This window comes from Mycobacterium sp. 1081908.1 (assembly GCF_001673535.1).
In the GTDB taxonomy this organism is placed as follows: Bacteria; Actinomycetota; Actinomycetes; order Mycobacteriales; family Mycobacteriaceae; genus Mycobacterium.
The window spans coordinates 66,767-88,765 of sequence record NZ_LZLY01000057.1; the positions used below are offsets into that span (position 1 = coordinate 66,767).

A 21,999-nucleotide genomic window follows, 5' to 3' on the forward strand; every position below is an offset into this window, starting at 1 on the left:
TCACAATCCGAGAATGGTGGACGCGATGATGTTGCGCTGCACCTCGCTGCTGCCGCCGTAGATCGACGTCTTGCGGTAGTTGAGGTAGTGCGGCGCGCTGTGTTGCGCCCAGGAGGGCGAGGAGATGTCTTCCCCGTCGGCGGGCAGCGCGTCCGGGCCGGCGACCTCGACCAGCAGCTCGGTCGCGATCTGCTGCAACTGACTTCCGCGCAGCTTGAGCACCGACGACGCCGGGTTGGGCTGGCCGTCCGCGGAGTCCGAAACCACCCGCGACTGCGTGAGTTCCAATGCCAGGACCTCGTTTTCGGCCTCGGCGAGTCGCGCCGCGAACAGGGGATCGTCGAGCACCCCGGTTTGCGCGGCGTGTTTTTTCACCTCGGCGAGGCGCACCTTGGTGCGCCCCACGCCGGCGATGCCGGTGCGTTCGTTGCCGAGCAGGAATTTCGCGTACGACCAGCCCTGATTCTCTTGTCCCACAAGCTGATCGGCGGGCACCCGGACGTCGGAGAAGAACAACTCGTTGATTTCCTGGCCGCCGTCGATCGTCTTGATCGGGCGCAGCGTGATGCCCGGCGTCTTCATGTCGAAGAGCAGAAACGAGATTCCGGCCTGGCGCTTGGGCGCCTGCGGGTCGGTGCGCACCAGGCAGAAGATCCAGTCCGCGTACTGGCCGAGGGTGGTCCAGGTCTTCTGGCCGTTGACGATGTAGTGGTCGCCGTCGCGGACCGCGGTGGTGCGCAGCGACGCCAGGTCGGAGCCGGCCTCGGGCTCGGAGAAGCCCTGGCACCACCAGATGTCCAGGCTGGCCGTCGGCGGCAGGAAGCGTTGTTTGATCTCCTCGGAACCGAATTCGGCGATCACCGGGCCGACCATCTTGGTGTTGAAGTTCAGCGGCTCGGGCACGCACGCCAGCTGCATTTCGTCGGCCCAGATCTGGTGCTGGGTGGGCGTCCAGTCCTTGCCGCCCCATTCGACGGGCCAACTCGGTACCGCCAGACCGTGCTCGTGCAGGATCTTGTGGCTGGTGACGATGTCGTCGCGGCGCACCGACGCCGAGCCCTGGCGCACCCGGTCCCTCAGCTCTTCGGGTATCTGGGTGGTGTAGAAGGTGCGAAGCTCGTCGCGGAACGCGGCTTCCTCCGGTGTGAGCGCCAGTTGCATGGCAGCCTCCTTTGGTTGAGGTGAACGTCGCGACCCTTCCCATCTTTACCCATCCCGTCCGGTGCTTGTGCACAGCCTCGAATTGGTCCACACCCCGGCATCGCGACGCCGCCGTGGGGCGCCGTTCCGGCAGCCCGCGCGCCTACGGTCGGCGCATGCGAACAGAACTGCCCGCCGAGCGACTGCAGCGGCGCCTGGGCGCCGACCCGGACACCGATCCGGCGGCCGAGCCCGCCGACGAATCGGACTCGGGCCAGGAAGCCCCGGACGACGACCCGAATTCGCTGCTGCCGCGCTGGCTTCCCGACGCCGCCGATCACCGGGGCTGGGTGGCGAAGATGCGGGCCGACCCGGGCCGCGCCGGCGCCATCGCCTTGGCGGTGGTGGCCGCCCTCGCGGTGCTGGTGACGGTGTTCACCCTGCTGCGCGACCGGCCCGCGCCGGTGACGTCGGCCAAGCTGCCACCGGTGCAGAAGGCCGCCACCGCAAGCCCCAGGTCGTCGGCCAGCCCGGGTGCCGGCCAGCCCGCCGGTCCCGACCGGCCGGTGGTGGTCAGCGTGGTCGGGCTGGTGCACACCCCCGGGCTGGTCACGCTGGCGCCCGGGGCCCGCATCGCCGACGCGCTGCAGGCCGCCGGGGGACCGGTGAACGGCGCCGACACCATCGGATTGAACATGGCCCGCCCGGTCGGCGACGGCGAGCAGATCGTGGTCGGGCTCGCCCCTGTTGCGGGGCAGCGGACGGCGCTCGGCAGCTCGGTGTCCGCGGGGACGTCCCCGGCGCCGGGGGCGCCGGGGCCGGTTTCGGGCACGGTGAAGCCGAAGGCCGGCGAGGTGCTCGACCTCAACACCGCGACGCAGGAGCAGCTGGACGCGCTGCCCGGGGTGGGTCCGGTCACCGCCGCCGCGATCGTGGCATGGCGGCAGGCCAACGGGAAGTTCACCAGCGTCGACCAGCTCGCCGACGTCGACGGCATCGGCCCGGCGCGGCTGGAAAAACTGCGCCCGCTGGTCCGTGTCTGACGGCGGTGCGCGACGCGGCCCACGCCGACCCGGCCCCGGCGCGCCTCGATGTGCGCCTCGTCCCGGCCGCGCTCACCGCCTGGGCGGTCACCGCCGCCGGGATCTGGTGGCCGCTCGGGCGGGCGGTCGCGTCGTGCTGTGTCGTGCTGCTCGGCGTGGCGGCCGCGCTGGCCTGCTACGCGGCGCGCAGGCCGGCCCTGGCCCGGCCGCTGCGGACGGTCGGCGCCGGCCTGGTGGCGGTCGGCGTGGTGGGCGCGGGGTTCGGGCTGGCGATCGCGCTGCGCACCGACGCGGTCGCTCGCCACCCGATCGCCGCGGCGTTCGGCACGGCCGCCCCGGTGACGGTCAGCCCGACCGAGAGCGCGCTGCCCCTGAGCCCGGGCCGGCTGATGTTTCGCGCCACCCTGCAGCGCCTGCGCGACGACAGGATGTCGGGCCGCGTGGTCGTCTTCGCCCGGGCATCGGACTTCGGCGACCTCACGGTGGGCCGGCCGGTGCGGTTCACCGCGCGGATCAGCCGCCCGGGCCGCCGTGACGTGACGGTCGCCGTGCTCAACGCGTCGGGCCGTCCGACGATGGGCACCGCCGGCATGGCGCAGCGCGCCGCCCACGCCGTGCGCACCCGGTTCGCCGCCGCCGCCCGCGAGACCCTGACCGCCGATCAGGCCGCGATGTTGCCCGCCCTGGTTCTCGGCGACACCTCGGCCGTCACCGGCGCGACCGGCCGCGACTTTCGGGCGGCCGGCATGACGCACCTGACCGCGGTGTCGGGGGCCAACGTCACGATCGTGTGCGGGGCGGTGCTGTTCTCGGCGCGGTTGATCGGCCCGCGCGCCGCCGTCGTCCTCGCCGCGGTGGCGCTGGTGGCTTTCGTCATCGTCGTGCAGCCGACGGCAAGCGTGCTGCGGGCCGCCGTGATGGCGGCCATCGCGCTGACGGGTGTGCTGTCGTCGCGTCGGCGGCAGGCGATTCCGGCCCTGTCGGCCGCGGTGCTGATATTGCTGGCGTTCGCCCCGCACCTCGCCGTCGACGTGGGCTTCGGGTTGTCCGTGCTGGCGACGGCCGCGCTGATCGTCATCGCGCCGGCGTGGTCGCTGCGCCTGGTCGGCAGGGGCTGGCCCAAGCCGCTGGCGGATGCGCTGGCCGTCGCGTGCGCCGCGCACGTGGTGACCGCCCCGCTGGTCGCCGGCATCTCGGGCCGGGTCAGCCTGGTCGCCGTCGCGGCCAACCTCGCGGTCGCGCCCATGATCGCGCCGATCACCGTGCTCGGCAGCGCGGCGGCCCTGCTGGGCGTCGCGTGGCACGCCGGCGCGCAGCTGCTGATCCGTTTCACCGGCCCCGAACTGTGGTGGGTCCTGCACGTGGCGAGGTGGTCGGCCGGCCTGCCCGCGGCGACCCTGCCCGTGCCGGCCGGTGTGCCCGGTGTGGTGCTGGTCGCCGCGGGCACGGTATCGCTGCTTCTGGTGGCCCGGCTGCTGTGGCGGTGGCGCCGGTGTCGCCGGGCCCTCGGGTGGACCGGGGGAGCGGTCGCCATCTGCGCGCTGGCGTGGTCGCTGTCGGGGGTCGTCGGGGCCGCGTGACACCATCGTGGGGTGAGCGAGGTTGCGCACCTGCACCTGGTGTTGGGGGACGAGGAGCTACTGGTCGAGCGGGCCGTGGCCGACGTGCTGCGGTCGGCCCGCGAGCGCGCCGGCACCGATGACGTCCCGGTGAGCCGGATGCGCGCCGGCGACGTCGGCACCTACGAGCTCGCCGAGCTGCTGAGCCCGTCGCTGTTCGCCGACGAGCGCATCGTCGTGCTGGAGGCGGCCGCCGAAGCGGGCAAGGACGCGGCCTCGGTCATCGCCGCGGCCGCCGCCGACGTGCCGGCGGGCACGGTGCTGGTGGTGGTGCACTCGGGCGGCGGGCGGGCCAAGGCGCTGGCCACCGAACTGCAGTCGCTGGGCGCCGAGGTGCATCCGTGCGCCCGGATCGCCAAGCTGAGCGAGCGCGTCGACTTCATCCGCAAGGAGTTCCGCGCGCTGCGGGTCAAGGTCGACGAGGAGACTGTGACGGCGCTGCTGGACGCCGTGGGCTCGGACGTGCGCGAACTGGCCGCCGCCTGTTCGCAGCTGGTCGCCGACACCGCCGGTGCCGTCGATGCCGCCGCGGTGCGCCGCTACCACAGCGGAAAGGCGGAGGTGAAGGGCTTCGACATCGCCGACAAGGCGGTCGCCGGAGACGTCGCGGGAGCCACCGAGGCCCTGCGGTGGGCGATGATGCGCGGCGAGCCGCTGGTGGTGCTGGCCGACGCGCTGGCCGAGGCCGTGCACACCATCGGCCGCGTGGGGCCGCTGTCCGGCGACCCGTACCGCCTGGCGTCGCAGCTGGGCATGCCGCCCTGGCGCGTGCAGAAAGCCCAGAAGCAGGCCCGGCGCTGGACGCGCGAGACGGTTGCGGTCGCGATGAAGGTGGTGGCGGAACTCAACGCCAACGTGAAGGGGGCCGTCGCCGACGCGGACTACGCGCTGGAATCGGCGGTCAGGCAGGTGGCCGAATTGGTGGCCGACCGGCGCCGGTAAGGCGCCGGGTGCTCAGATCTTGTTGAGGGCCCGCGCCAGCGCCGACTTCTTGTTCGCGGCCTGGTTCTTGTGGATCACGCCCTTGCTGGCCGCCTTGTCCAGCTTGCGGTTGGTCGAGACCAGCAGCTCGGCGGCCTTCTCTTTGTCGCCGCCGTCGGCGGCCTCCCGGAACGCGCGGACGGCGGTACGCAGCGAGGACTTCACCGACTTGTTGCGAAGCCGGGCGCGCTCGTTGGTCTTGATGCGCTTCTGCTGCGACTTGATGTTGGCCACGCGTGAGTTCCTTCTTCGAATTGGTTGTTTGCGGTGCTTTTCGGGGGGCGCCCCACACCCAATAGCGACTGCCCAGGTTATCAGTCGGTTACGTTTTCTCCCAAAACGGGAACCCGTGGCCTGCTAGAACGCCGATGTGAGGCAGCATCTCTAAAGTGAGCCTTCCGAGCCAGCTTGAGGACACCAGGCGGGGATCGCGCGGCGCCGTGGCGCGTCCGGACGCGCGCTCCGAGCGCATCTTCGGCGGGTACACCGCGTCGGACTCCTACGCCGGCGTTTACTCCAAGGCCTTCGACGAGATGTTCGACGCCCAGGGCACCGTCCGCGGCCCGTACAAGGGCATCTACGCCGAGCTGGCGCCGTCCGACGCGTCCGAGCTGAAGGCCCGCGCCGAGGCGCTGGGCCGCGCGTTCATCGACCAGGGCATCACGTTCTCGTTGTCGGGCCAGGAGCGGCCGTTCCCGCTCGACCTGGTGCCGCGCGTCATCTCGGCCGCCGAGTGGAGCCGGTTGGAGCGCGGCATCACCCAGCGGGTCAAGGCGCTCGAGATGTACCTCGACGACATCTACGGCGACCAGGAAATCCTGAACGACGACATCATCCCGCGCCGCCTGATCACCTCCTGCGAGCACTTTCACCGCGAGGCCTTCGGCATCGTCCCGCCGAACGGGGTGCGGATCCACGTGGCCGGCATCGACCTGATCCGCGACGAAAAAGGCAACTTCCGCGTCCTGGAGGACAACCTGCGCTCGCCCTCGGGGGTGTCGTACGTGATGGAGAACCGGCGCACCATGGCGCGGGTCTTCCCCAACCTGTTCGCGACCCACCGGGTGCGCGCCGTCGACGACTACTCGTCGCACCTGCTGCGGGCGCTGCGCAATTCCGCGGCCACCAACGAGGCCGATCCCACGGTCGTCGTCCTGACTCCCGGCGTGGCGAACTCGGCCTATTTCGAGCATTCGCTGCTGGCCCGGCAGATGGGCGTCGAGCTCGTCGAAGGCCGGGACCTGTTCTGCCGCGACAACCAGGTGTACATGCGCACCACCGAGGGCGAGCGCCAGGTCGACGTCATCTACCGGCGCATCGACGACGCCTTCCTCGACCCGCTGCAGTTCCGCGCCGACTCGGTGCTCGGGGTGGCCGGCCTGGTCAACGCCGCCCGCGCCGGCAACGTCGTCATCTCCAGCGCGATCGGCAACGGCGTGGGCGACGACAAGCTGGTCTACACCTATGTGCCGACCATGATCGAGTACTACCTGGGCGAGAAACCCCTGCTGGCCAACGTCGAGACGTACCGATGCTGGCTGGACGACGAGCGCGAAGAGGTCCTGGACCGCATCGACGAATTGGTGCTCAAGCCGGTCGAAGGGTCCGGCGGCTACGGGATCGTGTTCGGCCCGGAGGCGTCCGACAAGGAGCTGGCCGCCGTCGCGAAGAAGATCCGCGACGATCCGCGCAGCTGGATCGCGCAGCCGATGATGGAGCTGTCGACCGTGCCGACGCAGATCGGCAGCGCGCTGGCCCCCCGCTACGTCGATCTGCGGCCGTTCGCGGTCAACGACGGCGACGACGTGTGGGTGTTGCCCGGCGGATTGACGCGGGTGGCCCTGGTCGAGGGCTCGCGGGTGGTCAACTCCAGCCAGGGCGGCGGCTCGAAGGACACCTGGGTGCTGGCGCCGCGCGCCGCGGCCGGCGCCCGCGAGCTGGGCGCCGCGGAGGTGGTGCGGTCGCTGCCGAAGTCCATCCCCGATCCGGCGCTCGACGGTGCGCCGCGGCTCTCGCAGCAGCAAGCGCAGCCGACCGGGGTGCCCGACGAGCAGCCGCAGCAGCAGCAACAGCAACAGCAACAGCAACAGCAGAGGATGCGCTGATGCTGGCCCGCAACGCCGAGGCGCTCTACTGGATCGGTCGCTACGTCGAGCGCGCCGACGACACCGCACGAATCCTGGACGTCGCGCTGCACCAGCTGCTCGAGGATTCCAGCGTCGACCCCGACCAGGCATCCCGGTTGCTGCTGCGGGTCCTCGGCATCGACCCACCGGATCACGACCTGGACGTCTGGTCGTTGACCGACCTGGTGGCCTTCAGCACCAACGCGTCGGGCGGCTGTTCGATCGTCGATGCCATCACCGCGGCGCGGGAAAACGCGAAGTCGGCCCGCGAGGTGACGTCCAGCGAGATCTGGGAGTGCCTCAACACCACCTACCACGCCCTGGCCGAACGCGAGCGTGCCGCGAAACGCCTTGGGCCGCATGAGTTTCTGGCGTTCATCGAGGGCCGTGCGGCGATGTTCGCCGGCTTGGCCGACTCGACGCTGTCGCGCGACGACGGCTATCGGTTCATGTTGCTGGGCCGCGCGATCGAGCGGGTCGACATGACGGTGCGGCTGCTGCTGTCGCGGGTCGGGGACAGCGCGTCGTCGCCGGCGTGGGTGACCCTGCTGCGTTCGGCCGGCGCGCACGACACCTACCTGCGGACCTACCGCGGGGTGTTGGACGCGAGCCGGGTGGTCCAATTCATGTTGCTGGACCGCCTGTTTCCCCGCTCGGTGTTCTACTCGCTGAGGCTGGCCGAGCACAATCTCGAAGAGCTGCTGCACAATCCGCAGAGCCGGATCGGGTCCACCGCCGAGGCGCAGCGCCTGCTCGGCAAGGCCCGCAGCGAACTGGAGTTCGTGCAGCCCGGCGTGTTGCTCGAGTCGCTGGAGAGCCGCTTGGCGGGCCTGCAGCGAACCTGTCGTGACGTCGGAGAAGCGTTGTCGCTGCAGTACTTCCACGTGACGCCGTGGGTGGCCTGGTCGGACGCGGGCCAGGGCGCGCGATTCGTCGGCAGGCAGGGCGAAAACTGATGTGGCGCCTGCGCGTGGTCCACACCACCGGTTACGCCTACCAGTCGCCGGTGACCGCGTCCTACAACGAGGCCCGCCTGACCCCGCGGTCGGACACCAGGCAAAACGTCATCCTCAATCGCGTCGAAACCATCCCGGCGACGAGGTCGCATCGCTACATCGACTATTGGGGCACCGCCGTCACCGCGTTCGACCTGCACGCGCCGCACACCGATCTCACGGTGACCTCGTCCTCGGTCGTCGAGACGGAACGGGGGGACCCGGCGGTGGCGGAGGTCAGCTGGAGCGATTTGCGCTCCGAGGCCGTGATCGATCGTTTCGACGAGCTGCTGCGGCCCACAGCGCACACCCCGATAGGCAAGCGCGTCGCGTCGGTGGCCAAGAAGATAGCCAAGTCCTGCGACCCCGCCGAGGCCGTCGTCGCCGCGGGCAAGTGGGTGCGCGGCGAGCTGGACTACCTGCCGGGGACCACCAGCGTGCACTCTTCCGGGCTGGACGCCCTGAACGAGGGCAAGGGCGTCTGCCAGGACTTCGTGCACCTGACGCTGATGTTGTTGCGCGCCATGGGAATTCCCGGACGCTACGTGTCCGGCTATCTGCACCCCAAGCGCCACGCCGTCGTGGGTGACACCGTCGACGGGCGAAGCCACGCGTGGATTCAGGCCTGGACCGGTGGCTGGTGGAACTTCGACCCGACGAATGACAGTGAGATCACCGAGCAGTACGTCAGCGTCGGCGCCGGGCGCGACTACACGGACGTCTCCCCGCTCAAGGGCATCTATTCCGGGGAAGGGGCGACCGATCTCGACGTGATCGTGGAGGTCACCCGGCTGGCCTAAGCCCGAGTCGGGTGCTACTAGCCGTGCGCGCCCGGCAGACCCAACAGCTTGCCGCCCGCGCCGCCGGCCCCGCCGGGTTGCCCGATCCCGCCGACCGTTCCCCCGTCGGCGCCGTTGCCGATCAGCGGCTGGCCCAGCAATGCTTCGGTGGGCGCATTGATCAGGCCCAGCAGGGTTTGCTGCACGTTTGCGGCCTCGGCGCTGGTGTAGGCCCCGCCGGCCGCGGTCAGGTTTTCTACGAACTGGTCGTGAAACGCCGCCAGCTGCGCGCTCACCGTCTGGTAGCTCTGGCCGTGCGATCCCAACAGGGCCGCGACGGCCGCCGATACCTGGTCGGCGGCGGCGGCCTCCACCGCGGTCGTCTGCGCCGCCGCGAGCGCGTTGGCTTCCCTGATCGCCGAACCGACGCCGGCCGCATCGGCCGCGCTCGCCAGCACTGCTTGTGGCCCCGCAACTACAAACGACATCCGCCACCTCACACCGTCGTGGGCGCACCGCCGAAGCGGATCCTATCGCTATCCGGGGGGGCAGCAAACCATCCCGGGCAATCTGACTCCGTTTTTCCCAGGTGGTCGCCGGGTGCGGCCGCAATCGGGCAAAACGGCGGCATATCGTTCACTCATGAACGATGCACAGCGGGTTGCCGGTCGCCGCCGGCCGGGCGGGCCGCCGTTGGTGCTGCTATCCGCCGTTTGTGTGGGACTGCTCTTCGGCGGGATTGCGATCGGAGTCGCGCTGGGCGGCGTGATGCCGTTGCCGTACGGACCGCCCACCGCGGTTGTCGCCTACGTCCGCGCCCAGCCGGTCGCCATTCAAGTGATCGCCACCGCGGTGTTCGCGTCGTCGGTGCCGCTGGCGATCTACGCGGCGACGGCCGGCTCCCGGTTGCGGCAACTCGGCGTCACCGCGCCGGGGGCCACGATCGCGCTTGCGGGCGGCACCCTGGCCGCGGGTGCCCTGGGCCTGACCGGGTTGCTGGCCTGGACGCTGTCGAGGCCGGACGTCAGCGCCGACGCCGCGTTGGTCCGCGCCATCTACTTCCTGGTGTTCCTGGTCGGCGGGCCGGGCCACATCGTGGCGCTGGGGCTGCTGGTTGCGGGCATGGCGGTGCCCAGCCTCGCGATGGGCCTGACACCGCGGCCGGTGGCCTGGGCCGGCCTGGCGATCGCGGCCCTCGCCGAATCGGCGGCGTTGGTGCTGGTGTGGCCGCAGTGCGGGCCGATCCTGCCGATCGCGCGGGTCTCGGCCCTGGTCTGGCTGGTGGTCGTTGGCGCGCTACTGCCGCGCGGTGACCTCGACGCGAAGTAGGTCGTCGCCCAGCTCGATCCGCCCGCCGAATTTGGTGGCGGCCAGCGCGCGCCACTGTTCCTCCTGCCCGGGCACCAGCGCCGGCACGTAATGCGTCATCACCAGGGTGCCGACTCCCGCGCGGTCCGCGGTCGTCGCCGCCTCCTCCACCGAGGAGTGGTAATCGCAGATGTCTTGCAGCCGCTGCTGCGGGATGTTGACGACGATGTCCTTGCGGATCACGGTGTGCACCAATGCGTCTGCGCCGCTGGCCAGTTCGTCCAGGCTCGCGCATGGGACCGTGTCTCCCGCCAGCACCACCGACGTGGCCCCGGATTCGATGCGGAAGCCGATGGTCGGTGTCACCGGCCGGTGGTCCGTCGGCGCGACCCGGATCGACACCCCGTCGCGGTCCCACACCGGGCCCTCGGTGCACTCGTGAACCTCGACCGCCGGCGGCGCGTTCAGGTCGGCGTGATGGGCGATGCGGTAACCGATGTCGTGGCCGAACGCCTTCAGCGTCGCCTCCACGGTCTCGGCGGTGCCGGGCGGCCCGATGATCGGCAGCGGCGCGGGCTCGGGCGCAAAGGTGGTGATCCAGCGGGTGATCAGGAGGTCGCCGAGGTCGCCGATGTGGTCACTGTGCAGGTGGGTGAGCAGCAGTGCCGACAGCCCGGCGGCGCCGACGCCGACCGCCGCCGCGCGCTGCAGCACCCCACGCCCACAATCCACCAAGAACACCTGGCCGCCCGCACGCACCAGGGTCGACGGCCCGGCGCGGTTGGGGTCGGGGATGGGGCTTCCGGTGCCCAGCAGGGTGATCTCGATCATGGGCCCTATCCTCGCAAGCCGCCCGGGGCCCGCAGGGGCATTTGCCGATCCGAGTTTGGGCCGCGAATCCGAGGGTATGGGAGGCCGCGGTTGCCGCTAATCGTGTTGGCTTTCCCGCCGGGCGAGTTAGCCGTAGCCTGATGTGAAGCGGATCACAACCGGCTGGAGGCCTTGATGCGGATTGCGGACGTCTTGCGGAACAAGGGCGCGGCGGTGGTGACGATCAACCCCGATGCGACCGTCAAGGAGCTGCTCGCCGGCCTCGCCGACCAAAACATCGGCGCCATGGTCGTGGTCGGCGACGAGGGCGTCGTCGGCATAGTCTCGGAGCGCGACGTCGTGCGCCAGCTGCACACCCACGGCGCGAGCGTGCTGTCGCGGCCGGTGTCGAAAATCATGACCGCCAACATCGCCAGCTGCACGAAATCCGACACGGTGGACTCGTTGAGCGTGCTGATGACCAAGAACCGGGTGCGCCACGTGCCGGTGCTGGACGGCAAGAAGCTGATCGGCATCGTCAGCATCGGTGACGTCGTGAAGACCCGCATGGAGGAGCTCGAGGCCGAGCAGCAGCAGCTGCAGTCCTACATCACGCAGGGCTGACCCCCTCGTCTCGCCGAACGTGCACTCACGGCGAAGATTTGGCCGTTTTTTCGCCCTGGTTACACGTTCGGCGAGGACTAGCTCCAGGCGTAGTCCGCCCGTAGCCGGGCGGCGATGACGTCGAAGATTTCGCGATCGAGGATCGCGCCCTCCCGGCGAATGCCCTCCTCGGGCACGTCGAGCACCCGGTCCAGGCGGACCCAGCTTTCCCGGCCCTCGTAATCCCAAGCGCCGGCGCCGATCCCGACCCAGTCGCGATCACCGGAGTGGCGCTCCTGACTGGACACCATCAGCCCCAGCAGCACGCGGCGGTCGCGGCCGACGACCAGGACCGGCCGGTCCTTGCCGCGGGTGGGGTCGTCCTCGTAGGCCACCCACGTCCACACGATCTCGCCGGGATCGGCCCGGCCGTCGAGGTTCGGGGCGTAGACCAGTTTTCGCGCCCGCTGCGCGGTGGGAAAGCTGGCGCTGGTCACCGGCCGGCCCGCGGTGATCGCGGCCGATTGTTGGGGCGCGGCCGCGGCGATGACGTTCGCGGTGATCTTCACGGCCTGCTGAAGCTCCCGCGCGACGACCTGGGCGGTCTGTGCGTAGATCACCGCGTTGCGGGCGAACCGCTGGAACGTCTTCCACTGGGATTTCCGGGGAGACGCCATATTCGCAGCATAACCGCGCGCGGCCGGGTGCGAATGTGTCCAAGTAGGTCCCGGCGGCCCCGCACAGATACCCTGGACACACCGCTCAAGCGGCCTCCAGCGGGCCCAGACCAGGAGATTCCCATCAGCAGTTTCGCCGACAAGACCTTCACCCCGCCGGCGCAGATCAGGAATTTCTGCATCATCGCTCACATCGACCACGGCAAGTCGACGCTGGCGGACCGGATGCTTCAGCTCACCGGCGTCGTCGATGAGCGGTCGATGCGCGCCCAGTACCTCGACCGGATGGACATCGAGCGGGAGCGCGGCATCACCATCAAGGCGCAGAACGTGCGGCTGCCCTGGAAGGTCGGGGACGAAGACTACGTCCTGCACCTCATCGACACCCCGGGACACGTCGACTTCACCTACGAGGTGTCGCGCGCGCTGGAGGCCTGCGAGGGCGCGGTCCTGCTGGTGGACGCCGCCCAGGGCATCGAGGCCCAGACGCTGGCCAACCTGTACCTGGCGCTGGACCGCGACCTGCACATCATCCCGGTGCTCAACAAGATCGACCTGCCGGCCGCCGACCCCGAACGCTACGCCGGCGAGATCGCCCACATCATCGGCTGCGAGCCCGAGGATGTGTTGCGGGTGTCCGGCAAGACCGGGGAGGGAGTCGCCGACCTGCTCGACCACGTGGTGCGTGAGGTGCCGCCGCCGCGGGGCGACGCCAACGCGCCCACCCGCGCGATGATCTTCGACTCCGTCTACGACATCTATCGCGGCGTGGTGACCTACGTGCGCGTGGTGGACGGCAAGATCACCCCGCGTGAGCGCATCGCGATGATGTCCACCGGCGCCACCCACGAACTGCTCGAGGTCGGCATCGTCTCGCCCGAACCGAAGGCCAGCGAGGGCCTGGGCGTGGGGGAGGTGGGCTACCTGATCACCGGGGTGAAGGACGTGCGCCAGTCCAAAGTCGGCGACACGGTGACGACGGCGCGGCACGGCGCCACCGAGGCGCTGACGGGCTACCGCGAACCCAAGCCGATGGTGTACTCGGGGCTGTATCCCGTCGACGGGTCGGACTACCCGGACCTGCGCGACGCCCTGGACAGGCTGCAGCTCAACGACGCCGCCCTGACCTACGAGCCGGAGACGTCGGTGGCGCTGGGATTCGGTTTCCGCTGCGGCTTCCTGGGCCTGCTGCACATGGAGATCACCCGCGAGCGCCTGGAGCGCGAATTCGACCTGGACCTGATTTCGACATCGCCGAACGTCGTCTACCGGGTCGTCAAAGAGGATGACACCGAGATCGTGGTGACCAACCCGTCGGACTGGCCGGAGGGCAAGATCCGCATCGTCTACGAACCCGTGGTGAAGACCACCATCATCGCGCCCAGCGAGTTCATCGGCACCATCATGGAGCTGTGCCAGTCGCGGCGCGGCGAGCTGGGCGGCATGGACTATCTGTCGCCCGAGCGCGTGGAATTGCGCTACACCATGCCGCTCGGCGAGATCATCTTCGACTTCTTCGATTCCCTGAAGTCGCGCACCCGCGGCTATGCCAGCCTCGACTACGAGGAGGCGGGCGAGCAGGAGGCCGAGCTGGTCAAGGTCGACATCCTGCTGCAGGGCGAGGCCGTCGACGCGTTCAGCGCGATCGTGCACAAGGATTCGGCGTACGCCTACGGCAACAAGATGACCACCAAGCTCAAGGAGCTGATCCCGCGCCAGCAGTTCGAGGTGCCGGTGCAGGCGGCAATCGGATCGAAAATCATTGCCCGCGAGAACATTCGGGCGATCCGCAAGGACGTGCTGTCCAAGTGCTACGGCGGTGACATCACCCGCAAACGCAAACTTCTGGAAAAGCAGAAGGAAGGCAAGAAGCGGATGAAGACGATCGGCCGGGTCGAGGTGCCGCAGGAGGCGTTCGTCGCCGCGCTGTCCACCGACGCGGCCGGCGACAAGGGTAAGAAGTAGCCGTGCGAATCGTTGGGCCGGTGACGGCCTTGATGTTGGTCGCCGCGTTGGCGGCGGGCTGTGGTGGAGTGGTGGACGGCACGGCGAAGCCGGCGCCGAATCTGAAGCCGCGACCGCTTTCCGGCGACACCGTCAGGCGCGTGCTGCTCGACGGTGACGCCCTGTCCCGGATGCTCGGCCAGCCCTTCGCCACCCGCAAGCCGGCCGAGTTCGGCGGTCCCGACGTCCTCAGCCAAAAGGACGAAACGGTGTCGCCGGCCAATTGCCTGGGCGTGACGGCGATGCTGCAGAAAAGCGTCTACCAATCCGCGGACGTCAAAGACGTTGCGTCGCAGTCGTGGTGGAACAACGGCGATCCGGCGCAAGTGATCAGCGTTATCGAGGGTGTGGTCGCCCTACCCTCGGCCGCGCAGGCCGAGGCCCTGTTCGCGCAATTCTCGCAGCAGTGGCAGCAGTGCAACGGCGCCTCGACGACGGAGCAAAACGGCCCGATCAGCACCACGAACGTCATCAGCGACGTCCGCGTGCCGGATGCCTCCAAAACCATTGTCGCGGCGACCAATACCGCGACGTCGGTGCTGCCCAACATGCCACCGCTTCGACCCACGCCGCAGGCGCGGGCCATCGGGGTGCGGTTGAACTGCCTCGTCGAGGTGGAGGTGGTCTTTTTCGGCGACCGCCGCCCTTCGGACCCGGGATCGGGCAACCTGGACACCAGCGGCATCGACGTCGCCCGCGCCATGATGGACAGGGTCAGCGCCCTGGGCTGACGCCGGCGCGATCTGGTGTGGAGGCGAGGGGATCAAGGTGAGACGTCGCCAGCGCTTCGTGGCCGCACTGTTGGCCGCCTTGGTGGCCAGCGGGTGCACGGCGACGACGGGCGGTGCGGCACGTCCGGCGCCCAGCACGGTGGCCCGGCCCCTGACGGGTCCGACCATCAAGCAGGCGCTGTTGGACAGCGCGGCGCTCTCCCAGCTTCTCGACCAGCCGTTCAAGACCGTCCCGCCGTTTCCGGCGCATTTCGGTGGCAGCGAACAACTGGGGGACAGGTCCGGATCGCCCGCCGATTGCGCGGGCGTTGCGTTCATGACGTCGGCGGGCGCCTACCGATCCGCCGACGTCGGCAACGTCGCGACCGAGGCGTGGGCGCACGACGGCCATTCCGTGAAGGTGGACCTCGTCGTCCAGGGCGTCGTCTCGTTGCGCACCGCGGCGGGGGCGGCCGCCCTGTTCGCGCGGTTCTCCGAGCAGTGGAAGCGATGTGACGGCACGACCCTGACCGTTCCCTCGGACGTGTATGGGCGATACGGCATCACGGACGTGCGTGTCACGAATTCGGTCCTCGCGGCGACCGTTTCGCAGGCGCCGGGGGCGGGATCGATCCTGCTGTCGGCCCCGAAAGCGCGGGCGGTCGGCATCCAGGGGAACTGCTTGGTCGAGGTCGACGTCGTCTTCTTCGGTAACAGCTATCCGTCGGACCAGGGGTCCGCCGACATCAACACCAGCGCGGTCGATATCGCCCACGCGATGATGGACAAGATCAGCGCCCTGAGCTGACACCACGTCTTCGGTGTGTCTTACTGCGAGCCGGCTCCCTCGAAAGTAAACTTTCGATGAACGAAAAGGAGCCAATAGATGAATCGCGTGCGTATGAGTGGTAAATCACGGCCGCGATGTCGCGCGCGCCTGGGGCGCCGCTGGTGCATCGTGGCCGCGCTGCTGCTCGTGATGTCGACCGCCGGCTGCGCCGTCGTTGTCGACGGCACGGCGCGGCCGGCGACGGGCATGGCGCCGCGATCGCTGACAGGGCAGACCATCAAGCAGGTACTGCTCGGTCACCGGGCGTTGTCGCGAATCCTCAACCAGTCCTTCAAGATCGACCCTCGGTTTCGGCCGCGGTTCGGCGGCCCCGACGCGTTGCTGGACGACGGGTGGCTCTCGCCGGGGGACTGCCTGGGCGTGGCCTCGATGCTGCAGCGAGTCGTCTATCAATCCAGCAAGGTGCGCCACGTCGCGCTCCAAACGTGGCGGCATGCGCCGCAGTCCGTCGAGGTGACCAGCGTTCAGGAGGGCGTGGTCAGCCTGCCGAGCCCCGCGGAGGCCCAGGCCCTGTTCGACAAGTTCTCCCGGCAGTGGCAGCAGTGCGATGGCACGACCATGCCCTTGTCCGGCACGGTGTTCCGGCTCAAGGCCACGATCGCTAACGTTCAGGTCGCGGATTCGGTTGCCGCGGCGGACATTTCGATGGGGTTTGCCTCGCGTAGCACGGATTCGGCGTCGCTCCCGTCGGGGCGCGCCCTTGGCGTCCGCGGCAACTGCCTGGTCGAGGTCGAGGTCTCCTTCTTCGGGAACACGCAGCCGTCGGAGCGCGGCGCCGATCCCCGGGCCAGTGCCGTCGACATCGCGCACGCCATCTTGGATAACGTCGGCGCGCTGACCTGACGCGTCCTACACCGGCGCGTTGGCCGGCTGGAACGTCCCCGAACCGTCGGCCTCCTCCTCGGCCCGGATGACGTGGACCACGGCGTTGATCAGGGCCAGGTGGGTGAACGCCTGCGGGAAGTTGCCCAGGTGCCGTCCGGTGCGCGGCTCGATCTCCTCGGCGTAGAGGTGCAGCGGGCTGGCGTAGGACAGCAGCCGCTCGCACAGCCGCTTGGCGCGGCTCACCTCGCCGATCTCGACCAGCGCGGACACCAGCCAGAACGAGCAGATCGTGAACGTGCCCTCCTCGCCGGACAGCCCGTCGTCGGTCTCCTCGACCCGGTAGCGAAGCACCAGGCCTTCCTCGGTGAGTTCGTTGGCGATCGCCAGGACGGTGTTGCGCACCCGCGGGTCGTCCGGCGGCAAGAACCGGGTCAGCACCACCAGCAGCAGCGAGGCGTCCAGCGCGTCGCTGCCGTAGCGCTGGGTGAACACGCCGCGCGAGTCCACCCCGTGCTCGAGGATGTCGTTCTTGATCTCCTCGGCGATGGCCCGCCACTGCTGGGCGTAGCTCTTCTCGCCCTGCCGCTCGGCGAGCTTGGAGCCGCGGTCTAGCGCCACCCAGCACATCACCTTCGACGACGTGAAATGCTGCGGCTCCCCGCGCACCTCCCAGATTCCGCGGTCGGGCTCGCGCCAATGCTTAATGGCCTCTTCCACCTGCTTCTTCAGCACCGGCCACAGGGTCTCCGGGATCTGCTCGCGCGACTTGGCGTGCAGGTAGAACGAGTCCAGGATCGAGCCCCAGATGTCGTGCTGAACCTGGTCGTAGGCGCCGTTGCCGATCCGCACCGGCCGGGCGTGGTCATAGCCGGAGAGGTGGTGCAGCTCGTCTTCGACCAGGCTGCGCTCGCCGCCGACGCCGTACATCACCTGCAGCGGGTGGCGCTCGTTGCTGTTGGCGCCGGAAACGTCGGCGATGAAGGCGAAGAAGTCGTCGGCCTCGCGGTCGAGCCCCAGGGTGTAGAGGCCCCACAGCGCGAACGTCGAGTCGCGGACCCAGGCATACCGGTAGTCCCAGTTGCGCTCGCCGTGCGGCGTCTCGGGCAGCGATGTGGTGCTGGCGGCCAGCAGCGCGCCCGTCGGCGAATACGTCAGACCCTTCAGCGTGAGCGCGCTGCGCTGCAGGTAGGCGCGCCACGGGTGGTCGGGGAAGTTGCCGATGTTGATCCACTGCCGCCAGCACTCGGTGGTCTGCCACATCTTGTCGGCGGCCTCTTCGTAGGTCTGCGGCGCCGGGTGCTTCGTCCAGCTCAGGGCGACGAACACGTCGTCGCCCTCCTTCATCCGGGTGCGCGCCCGCGCTTCCCGGCCCTCGAGCCCGATGCGCAGGTTGGTGGTCAGCCGCAGCGTCGGGTGCGCGTCGGGCTGTTTGCTGGCGCGCGCGATGGCCTCGCCGTAGGCATTCGCCGAGTACTCCCAGGTGACGCCGATGCGGTGGTAGTCGAAGGCGGGCTCGCAGCTCATCATCAGCTCGACCGTGCCGCTGACACAGCGCACCGTGCGCAGCAGGATGTGCTCGGCGTCCCAGTCCATCGGGGTGCGGCGGTGGGTCCGCGAGCGGCGTTCGATGTCGTGCCATGGGCCCATCACCAGCGCGTCACGCACGATCAGCCACCCGGTGTGGGTCTGCCAGGTGGTCTCCATGATCAGGCTGCCCGGCAGGTAGCGGCGCGCCGACGGCACCGAGACGCCGTAGGGGCCGAGCCGGAAGTGGCCGGCGCTACGGTCCAGGATCGCGCCGAAGACGCTCGGGGAGTCGGGTCGGGGCACGCACAGCCATTCCACCGACCCGGCGGGGGAGATCAGGCACGTCGTTTCCCAGTCGGAGAGGAAGGCGTAGTCGGCGATCGGCGGGAACGGGTTCCGCAGCGACGCGCTGGGCGCGAGCGGCGCGGGCGCGCTGAAATCGATGGGCGAAGCCAGCGCCGTTTCGGGAGGCGCTTCGAACGCTTCCAGGGGTGCCTCCGCGGGAGCACCGTCGGCCGGCTGGTCGGCGGGTTGGGCGTGCAGGACCATCCCGACATCATCGACTGTCAACCTGCCCGGCGTCCAATGTTTCCATTAGGTGTCGGGGTCAGTGCGGCGCGCGTGGCGTGCCCGGGCAATTGGTTTCGGGTGCCGGGGCGAATAGGGTGAGCCGGGTGAGCGGGTTCCTGAATTGGTGGGACGGCAACGAGCTGTGGCTCTCGGGCCTCGCGTTCGTGCTGCAAGCCATGATCGTGATGCCCGTCGTTTTGGCGGTGGCCTACGTCACGGCGGGCCTGCTGGATCGCCTGCTCGGCAGGGGCATCAAATTGATGCGCCGCATTCGGCACGCCGATGGGGCGCCCGGGTAGCGCGCATGCCTCGGTCGCACGTGACGTTGATTCTGGTCACGCTCGTGGTGCTGGTGATCGTCACATGGCTAGCGACGCACTGACGCGCGAGCGGGCGTCCGGTGGCGGCCCGGCGAATTCCTGTTAGGCTTCGCGACATGCACATGGCAATCGGCGTTGTGGATTGCGCTGTCCGTGTGCACTGTTGTCGCTGACTTCCACCCGTGCGCGGTTTGGTAGGAGTCGTCGACTCTCCTGACGTCATATCGCCTTTCCGCTACAACGGGATCCAGATAGTTTCCCGCTTGAAACAGCAATGAAAGGCTCCGAATGCTCACCGACATCGGCAGCAATGTGCGCTGGCGGCCTGTCGTCATCCTCGCCCTGATCGTCGGTGTGGTCGCCGCGTGTCAGGGCGGCCCCAGCGATGTCGTCGGCGGGAGCGGCCCCAGCAACGCGCATACGAGTCTCACCCTTGTCGCCTATTCCGCGCCAGAACCCGGGTGGAGCAAGGTGATTCCCGCGTTCAACGCCTCCGACGTGGGCAAGGGCATCCAGGTGATCACCTCGTACGGCGCCTCCGGCGACCAGTCGCGCGGCGTAGCCGAGGGCAAGCCGGCCGATCTCGTCAACTTCTCGGTCGAGCCCGACGTCACCCGGTTGGTCAAGGCGGGCAAGGTCTCCAAGGACTGGAACACCGACGCCACCAAGGGAATCCCCTTCGGGTCGGTGGTGACGCTGGTGGTGCGCAAGGGCAATCCGAAGAACATCAAGGACTGGGATGACCTGCTGCGCCCCGGCATCGAGGTCATCACGCCCAGCCCGCTGAGTTCGGGATCGGCCAAGTGGAATCTGCTCGCCCCGTACGCCGTCAAGAGCGAAGGCGGCGCCAACGGTCAGGCCGGCATCGACTTCATCCACAAATTGGTGAGCGAACACGTCAAACTGCGTCCCGGCTCGGGACGGGAAGCCACCGACGTCTTCGTCCAGGGCAGCGGTGACGTCTTGATCAGCTACGAGAACGAGGCCATCGCGACCGAGCGTGCGGGCAAGCCGGTCGAGCACGTGAACCCGCCGCAGACCTTCAAGATCGAGAACCCGCTGGCGGTGGTGACCACCAGCGCGCACCTGGACGCCGCCGTCGCGTTCAAGAACTTCCAATACACCGCGGCGGCGCAAAAGGTGTGGGCCCAGGCCGGCTTCCGGCCGGTCGACCCGGCCGTGGCCGCCGATTTCCGGGACCAGTTCCCGGCGCCGGCGAAGCTGTGGACGATCGCCCAGCTCGGCGGCTGGGGCGCGGTGGACCCGCAGCTGTTCGACAAGAACACCGGAAGCATCACCAAGATCTACACGAAGGCAACGGGATGACGGCCACCGTTACACCCGTCCCCGACGCGACCCGGGTCACCCGGGGCCCGCGCGGAGCGGGCGCCACATCGCTACGGGTCGGCGTCGCGACGTTGTGGCTGTCGGTGATCGTGTTGCTGCCGCTGGCGGCGATCGCGTGGCAGGCCGCCGGCGGCGGATGGCACGCGTTCTGGCTCGCCGTCACGTCGAACGCCGCGCTGGAATCGTTCCGGGTGACGCTGACCATCTCCGCCGGGGTGACGGCGGTGAACCTGGTCTTCGGGCTGTTGATCGCCTGGATGCTGGTGCGCGACGACTTCTTCGGCAAGCGGCTGGTCGACGCGATCATCGACCTGCCGTTCGCGTTGCCGACCATCGTCGCGAGCCTGGTGATGCTGGCCCTGTACGGGAACAACAGCCCGGTGGGCCTGCACCTGCAGCACACCGCGTGGGGTGTGGCGGTGGCGCTGGCCTTCGTCACGCTGCCCTTCGTGGTCCGCGCCGTCCAGCCGGTGCTGCTGGAGATCGATCGCGAGACCGAGGAGGCGGCCGCGTCGCTGGGCGCCAGCGGTCCGAAGATCTTCACCTCGGTCGTGTTGCCGTCGCTGACGCCGGCCCTGTTATCCGGTGCGGGCCTGGCGTTTTCGCGGGCGATCGGCGAATTCGGTTCGGTGGTGCTGATCGGCGGCGCGGTGCCCGGCAAGACCGAAGTGTCCTCCCAGTGGATACGGACGCTGATCGAGAACGACGACCGCACCGGCGCCGCGGCGATATCCATTGTCCTGCTGGCCATTTCTTTCGTCGTGTTGTTCGTCCTGCGGCTCGTGGGCGGGCGCGCGGCCAAACGCGAGGAGTTGGACTGATGGCGGCGCCGTCGACGAGTTCCCGCTACGTCATCCGATTCCTTGGGCTCGCCTACGTCTTCGTGTTGCTCGTCGTTCCGGTGTCGCTGATCCTGTGGCGGACCTTCCGGCCCGGGATCGGTCAGTTCTTCGACTGGGTGAGCACCCCGGCCGCGGTATCGGCGCTGAATTTGACGCTGCTGGTGGTGGCGATCGTGGTGCCGCTCAACGTCGTTTTCGGAATTCCGACCGCACTGGTGCTGGCGCGCAACCGATTTCGCGGTAAGGGCGTGCTGCAGGCGGTGATCGACCTGCCGTTCGCCGTCTCGCCCGTCATCGTCGGTGTGGCGTTGATCCTGCTGTGGGGGGCGGGCGGCGCCTTCGGGTTCGTCGAAAACAACCTCGGCCTCAAGATCATTTTCGGGCTGCCGGGGATCGTGCTGGCCAGCATCTTCGTCACGCTGCCGTTCGTGGTGCGCGAAGTGGAGCCGGTGCTGCACGAGTTGGGAACCGACCAGGAGGAGGCGGCGGCCACGCTGGGTTCGAGTTGGTGGCAGACGTTTTGGCGGATCACGTTGCCGTCCATCCGGTGGGGATTGACCTACGGCATCGTGCTGACCGTTGCGCGCACCCTTGGCGAATTCGGCGCGGTGATCATCGTGTCGTCCAACCTGCCGGGCAAGTCACAAACACTGACGTTGCTGGTCGCGGACCGGTACAACCGGGGGGCCGAATACGGCGCCTATGCGCTGTCGACGCTGCTGATGGGTGTGGCCGTGCTGGTCCTGATCTTCCAGCTGGTGCTCGACGTCCGCCGGGCACGAGCGACCAAGTAAGCCGGACAAGGAGACTCGCAGATGACAGACAACCCGACCGAGCGCCGCGAACACGCGATCATCGTGCGGGACGCTTATAAGCGTTATGGCGATTTTGTGGCGTTGGATCATGTGGATTTCGTGGTGCCG

At 69.0% G+C, this 21,999-nt stretch carries 20 protein-coding genes and 3 pseudogenes; 17 read left to right on the forward strand and 6 right to left on the reverse strand.

Going from position 1 to position 21,999, the window contains the following annotated elements; all coding sequences use genetic code 11:
* A complete protein-coding gene (locus tag A5655_RS08345; RefSeq protein WP_067008062.1) occupies window positions 1-1,161 on the reverse strand; it encodes an acyl-CoA dehydrogenase family protein in 1,161 nt (386 codons plus the stop codon).
* A 155-nt stretch (window positions 1,162-1,316) separates the two neighbouring features.
* Here A5655_RS08345 and A5655_RS08350 point away from each other — a divergent pair, with 155 nt between their 5' ends.
* The 3 genes from A5655_RS08350 to holA are packed head-to-tail and all read left to right on the forward strand — an operon-like array spanning window position 1,317 to window position 4,744.
* Entirely contained in the window at window positions 1,317-2,183 is an 867-nt protein-coding gene (locus tag A5655_RS08350; protein WP_067008130.1) for a ComEA family DNA-binding protein, read from the forward strand.
* A gap of 50 nt (window positions 2,184-2,233) precedes the next feature.
* On the forward strand, window positions 2,234-3,763 hold the full coding sequence (locus A5655_RS08355) for a ComEC/Rec2 family competence protein (RefSeq protein ID WP_067008132.1): 1,530 nt from the start codon (window positions 2,234-2,236) through the stop codon (window positions 3,761-3,763).
* A gap of 30 nt (window positions 3,764-3,793) precedes the next feature.
* The gene (holA, locus tag A5655_RS08360; RefSeq protein ID WP_156764772.1) at window positions 3,794-4,744 is read left to right on the forward strand and encodes a DNA polymerase III subunit delta; all 951 of its coding nucleotides are present in this window, start codon (window positions 3,794-3,796) and stop codon (window positions 4,742-4,744) included.
* A gap of 12 nt (window positions 4,745-4,756) precedes the next feature.
* Here holA and rpsT read toward each other — a convergent pair whose 3' ends face one another.
* Window positions 4,757-5,017: a 30S ribosomal protein S20 gene (gene rpsT / locus A5655_RS08365; protein ID WP_066930353.1), complete on the reverse strand. Its 261-nt coding sequence runs from the start codon at window positions 5,015-5,017 to the stop codon at window positions 4,757-4,759.
* A gap of 146 nt (window positions 5,018-5,163) precedes the next feature.
* Between rpsT and A5655_RS08370 the strand changes: the two genes are divergently transcribed.
* Genes A5655_RS08370 through A5655_RS08380 form a run of 3 tightly spaced genes read left to right on the forward strand, consistent with a single transcriptional unit; the run spans window position 5,164 to window position 8,704 of the window.
* A complete protein-coding gene (locus A5655_RS08370) occupies window positions 5,164-6,888 on the forward strand; it encodes a circularly permuted type 2 ATP-grasp protein (RefSeq protein WP_067008066.1) in 1,725 nt (574 codons plus the stop codon).
* Complete coding sequence (locus A5655_RS08375) at window positions 6,888-7,865, forward strand: alpha-E domain-containing protein (protein WP_067008069.1); 978 nt, start codon at window positions 6,888-6,890, stop codon at window positions 7,863-7,865. Before A5655_RS08370 ends, A5655_RS08375 begins: the two co-directional genes overlap by 1 nt.
* Entirely contained in the window at window positions 7,865-8,704 is an 840-nt protein-coding gene (locus A5655_RS08380; RefSeq protein ID WP_067008072.1) for a transglutaminase family protein, read from the forward strand. The genes A5655_RS08375 and A5655_RS08380 overlap by 1 nt, the downstream gene beginning before the upstream one ends.
* A 20-nt stretch (window positions 8,705-8,724) precedes the next feature.
* Here the strand turns inward: A5655_RS08380 and A5655_RS08385 are convergent.
* Window positions 8,725-9,171: pseudogene (locus tag A5655_RS08385) on the reverse strand (PE family protein); the annotation flags it as partial.
* A gap of 154 nt (window positions 9,172-9,325) precedes the next feature.
* Here A5655_RS08385 and A5655_RS08390 point away from each other — a divergent pair.
* On the forward strand, window positions 9,326-10,012 hold the full coding sequence (locus tag A5655_RS08390) for a hypothetical protein (protein ID WP_197508630.1): 687 nt from the start codon (window positions 9,326-9,328) through the stop codon (window positions 10,010-10,012).
* Here the strand turns inward: A5655_RS08390 and A5655_RS08395 are convergent.
* Window positions 9,980-10,822, reverse strand: coding sequence for a ribonuclease Z (locus A5655_RS08395; protein WP_067008078.1), 843 nt, complete (start codon window positions 10,820-10,822; stop codon window positions 9,980-9,982). The two genes, A5655_RS08390 and A5655_RS08395, sit on opposite strands and share 33 nt — an antisense overlap.
* Window positions 10,823-10,996: 174 nt before the next feature.
* Between A5655_RS08395 and A5655_RS08400 the strand changes: the two genes are divergently transcribed.
* On the forward strand, window positions 10,997-11,425 hold the full coding sequence (locus tag A5655_RS08400; RefSeq protein ID WP_067008080.1) for a CBS domain-containing protein: 429 nt from the start codon (window positions 10,997-10,999) through the stop codon (window positions 11,423-11,425).
* A gap of 77 nt (window positions 11,426-11,502) precedes the next feature.
* On the opposite strand, the gene A5655_RS08405 is transcribed toward A5655_RS08400, so the two are convergent.
* Window positions 11,503-12,081, reverse strand: a complete 579-nt coding sequence (locus tag A5655_RS08405; RefSeq protein WP_067008083.1) for a type II toxin-antitoxin system PemK/MazF family toxin — start codon at window positions 12,079-12,081, stop codon at window positions 11,503-11,505.
* On the opposite strand from A5655_RS08405, the pseudogene lepA reads away from it, so the two are divergent.
* From lepA to A5655_RS08425, 4 genes and pseudogenes are all read left to right on the forward strand, one after another.
* Window positions 12,063-14,046: pseudogene (lepA, locus tag A5655_RS08410) on the forward strand (translation elongation factor 4). The gene A5655_RS08405 and the pseudogene lepA sit on opposite strands and share 19 nt — an antisense overlap.
* Before the next feature lie 32 nt (window positions 14,047-14,078).
* Complete coding sequence (locus A5655_RS08415; RefSeq protein ID WP_156764773.1) at window positions 14,079-14,816, forward strand: sensor domain-containing protein; 738 nt, start codon at window positions 14,079-14,081, stop codon at window positions 14,814-14,816.
* A 37-nt stretch (window positions 14,817-14,853) separates the two neighbouring features.
* A complete protein-coding gene (locus A5655_RS08420) occupies window positions 14,854-15,603 on the forward strand; it encodes a sensor domain-containing protein (RefSeq protein WP_067008092.1) in 750 nt (249 codons plus the stop codon).
* 78 nt (window positions 15,604-15,681) lie between these two features.
* Entirely contained in the window at window positions 15,682-16,488 is an 807-nt protein-coding gene (locus tag A5655_RS08425; protein ID WP_197508631.1) for a sensor domain-containing protein, read from the forward strand.
* Window positions 16,489-16,494: 6 nt separating this feature from the next.
* Here A5655_RS08425 and A5655_RS08430 read toward each other — a convergent pair whose 3' ends face one another.
* Window positions 16,495-18,546, reverse strand: coding sequence for a glycoside hydrolase family 15 protein (locus A5655_RS08430; protein ID WP_067008097.1), 2,052 nt, complete (start codon window positions 18,544-18,546; stop codon window positions 16,495-16,497).
* Window positions 18,547-18,671: 125 nt separating this feature from the next.
* Here A5655_RS08430 and A5655_RS08435 point away from each other — a divergent pair, with 125 nt between their 5' ends.
* The 5 genes and pseudogenes from A5655_RS08435 to A5655_RS27810 form a co-directional block, all read left to right on the forward strand.
* Window positions 18,672-18,866, forward strand: coding sequence for a hypothetical protein (locus A5655_RS08435; protein ID WP_067008099.1), 195 nt, complete (start codon window positions 18,672-18,674; stop codon window positions 18,864-18,866).
* A gap of 309 nt (window positions 18,867-19,175) precedes the next feature.
* Window positions 19,176-20,213: a sulfate ABC transporter substrate-binding protein gene (locus A5655_RS08440; protein WP_067008101.1), complete on the forward strand. Its 1,038-nt coding sequence runs from the start codon at window positions 19,176-19,178 to the stop codon at window positions 20,211-20,213.
* Window positions 20,210-21,055, forward strand: coding sequence for a sulfate ABC transporter permease subunit CysT (cysT, locus tag A5655_RS08445; RefSeq protein WP_067008103.1), 846 nt, complete (start codon window positions 20,210-20,212; stop codon window positions 21,053-21,055). Before A5655_RS08440 ends, cysT begins: the two co-directional genes overlap by 4 nt.
* The gene (gene cysW / locus A5655_RS08450) at window positions 21,055-21,870 is read left to right on the forward strand and encodes a sulfate ABC transporter permease subunit CysW (protein WP_067008105.1); all 816 of its coding nucleotides are present in this window, start codon (window positions 21,055-21,057) and stop codon (window positions 21,868-21,870) included. The genes cysT and cysW overlap by 1 nt, the downstream gene beginning before the upstream one ends.
* Window positions 21,871-21,891: 21 nt before the next feature.
* Window positions 21,892-21,999: pseudogene (locus tag A5655_RS27810) on the forward strand (sulfate ABC transporter ATP-binding protein); the annotation flags it as partial.

Bases quoted from the DNA above. Each gene is read 5' to 3' on its own strand.
- A5655_RS08350 (WP_067008130.1), top strand. From the start codon at position 1,317: ATGCGAACAGAACTGCCCGCCGAGCGACTGCAGCGGCGCCTGGGCGCC.
- A5655_RS08395 (WP_067008078.1), bottom strand. From the start codon at position 10,822: ATGATCGAGATCACCCTGCTGGGCACCGGAAGCCCCATCCCCGACCCC.
- A5655_RS08345 (WP_067008062.1), bottom strand. From the start codon at position 1,161: ATGCAACTGGCGCTCACACCGGAGGAAGCCGCGTTCCGCGACGAGCTT.
- A5655_RS08430 (WP_067008097.1), bottom strand. From the start codon at position 18,546: ATGGTCCTGCACGCCCAACCCGCCGACCAGCCGGCCGACGGTGCTCCC.
- A5655_RS08405 (WP_067008083.1), bottom strand. From the start codon at position 12,081: ATGGCGTCTCCCCGGAAATCCCAGTGGAAGACGTTCCAGCGGTTCGCC.
- A5655_RS08400 (WP_067008080.1), top strand. From the start codon at position 10,997: ATGCGGATTGCGGACGTCTTGCGGAACAAGGGCGCGGCGGTGGTGACG.
- A5655_RS08415 (WP_156764773.1), top strand. From the start codon at position 14,079: ATGTTGGTCGCCGCGTTGGCGGCGGGCTGTGGTGGAGTGGTGGACGGC.
- A5655_RS08390 (WP_197508630.1), top strand. From the start codon at position 9,326: ATGAACGATGCACAGCGGGTTGCCGGTCGCCGCCGGCCGGGCGGGCCG.
- A5655_RS08425 (WP_197508631.1), top strand. From the start codon at position 15,682: ATGAATCGCGTGCGTATGAGTGGTAAATCACGGCCGCGATGTCGCGCG.
- cysW (WP_067008105.1), top strand. From the start codon at position 21,055: ATGGCGGCGCCGTCGACGAGTTCCCGCTACGTCATCCGATTCCTTGGG.
- A5655_RS08440 (WP_067008101.1), top strand. From the start codon at position 19,176: ATGCTCACCGACATCGGCAGCAATGTGCGCTGGCGGCCTGTCGTCATC.
- A5655_RS08375 (WP_067008069.1), top strand. From the start codon at position 6,888: ATGCTGGCCCGCAACGCCGAGGCGCTCTACTGGATCGGTCGCTACGTC.
- A5655_RS08380 (WP_067008072.1), top strand. From the start codon at position 7,865: ATGTGGCGCCTGCGCGTGGTCCACACCACCGGTTACGCCTACCAGTCG.
- cysT (WP_067008103.1), top strand. From the start codon at position 20,210: ATGACGGCCACCGTTACACCCGTCCCCGACGCGACCCGGGTCACCCGG.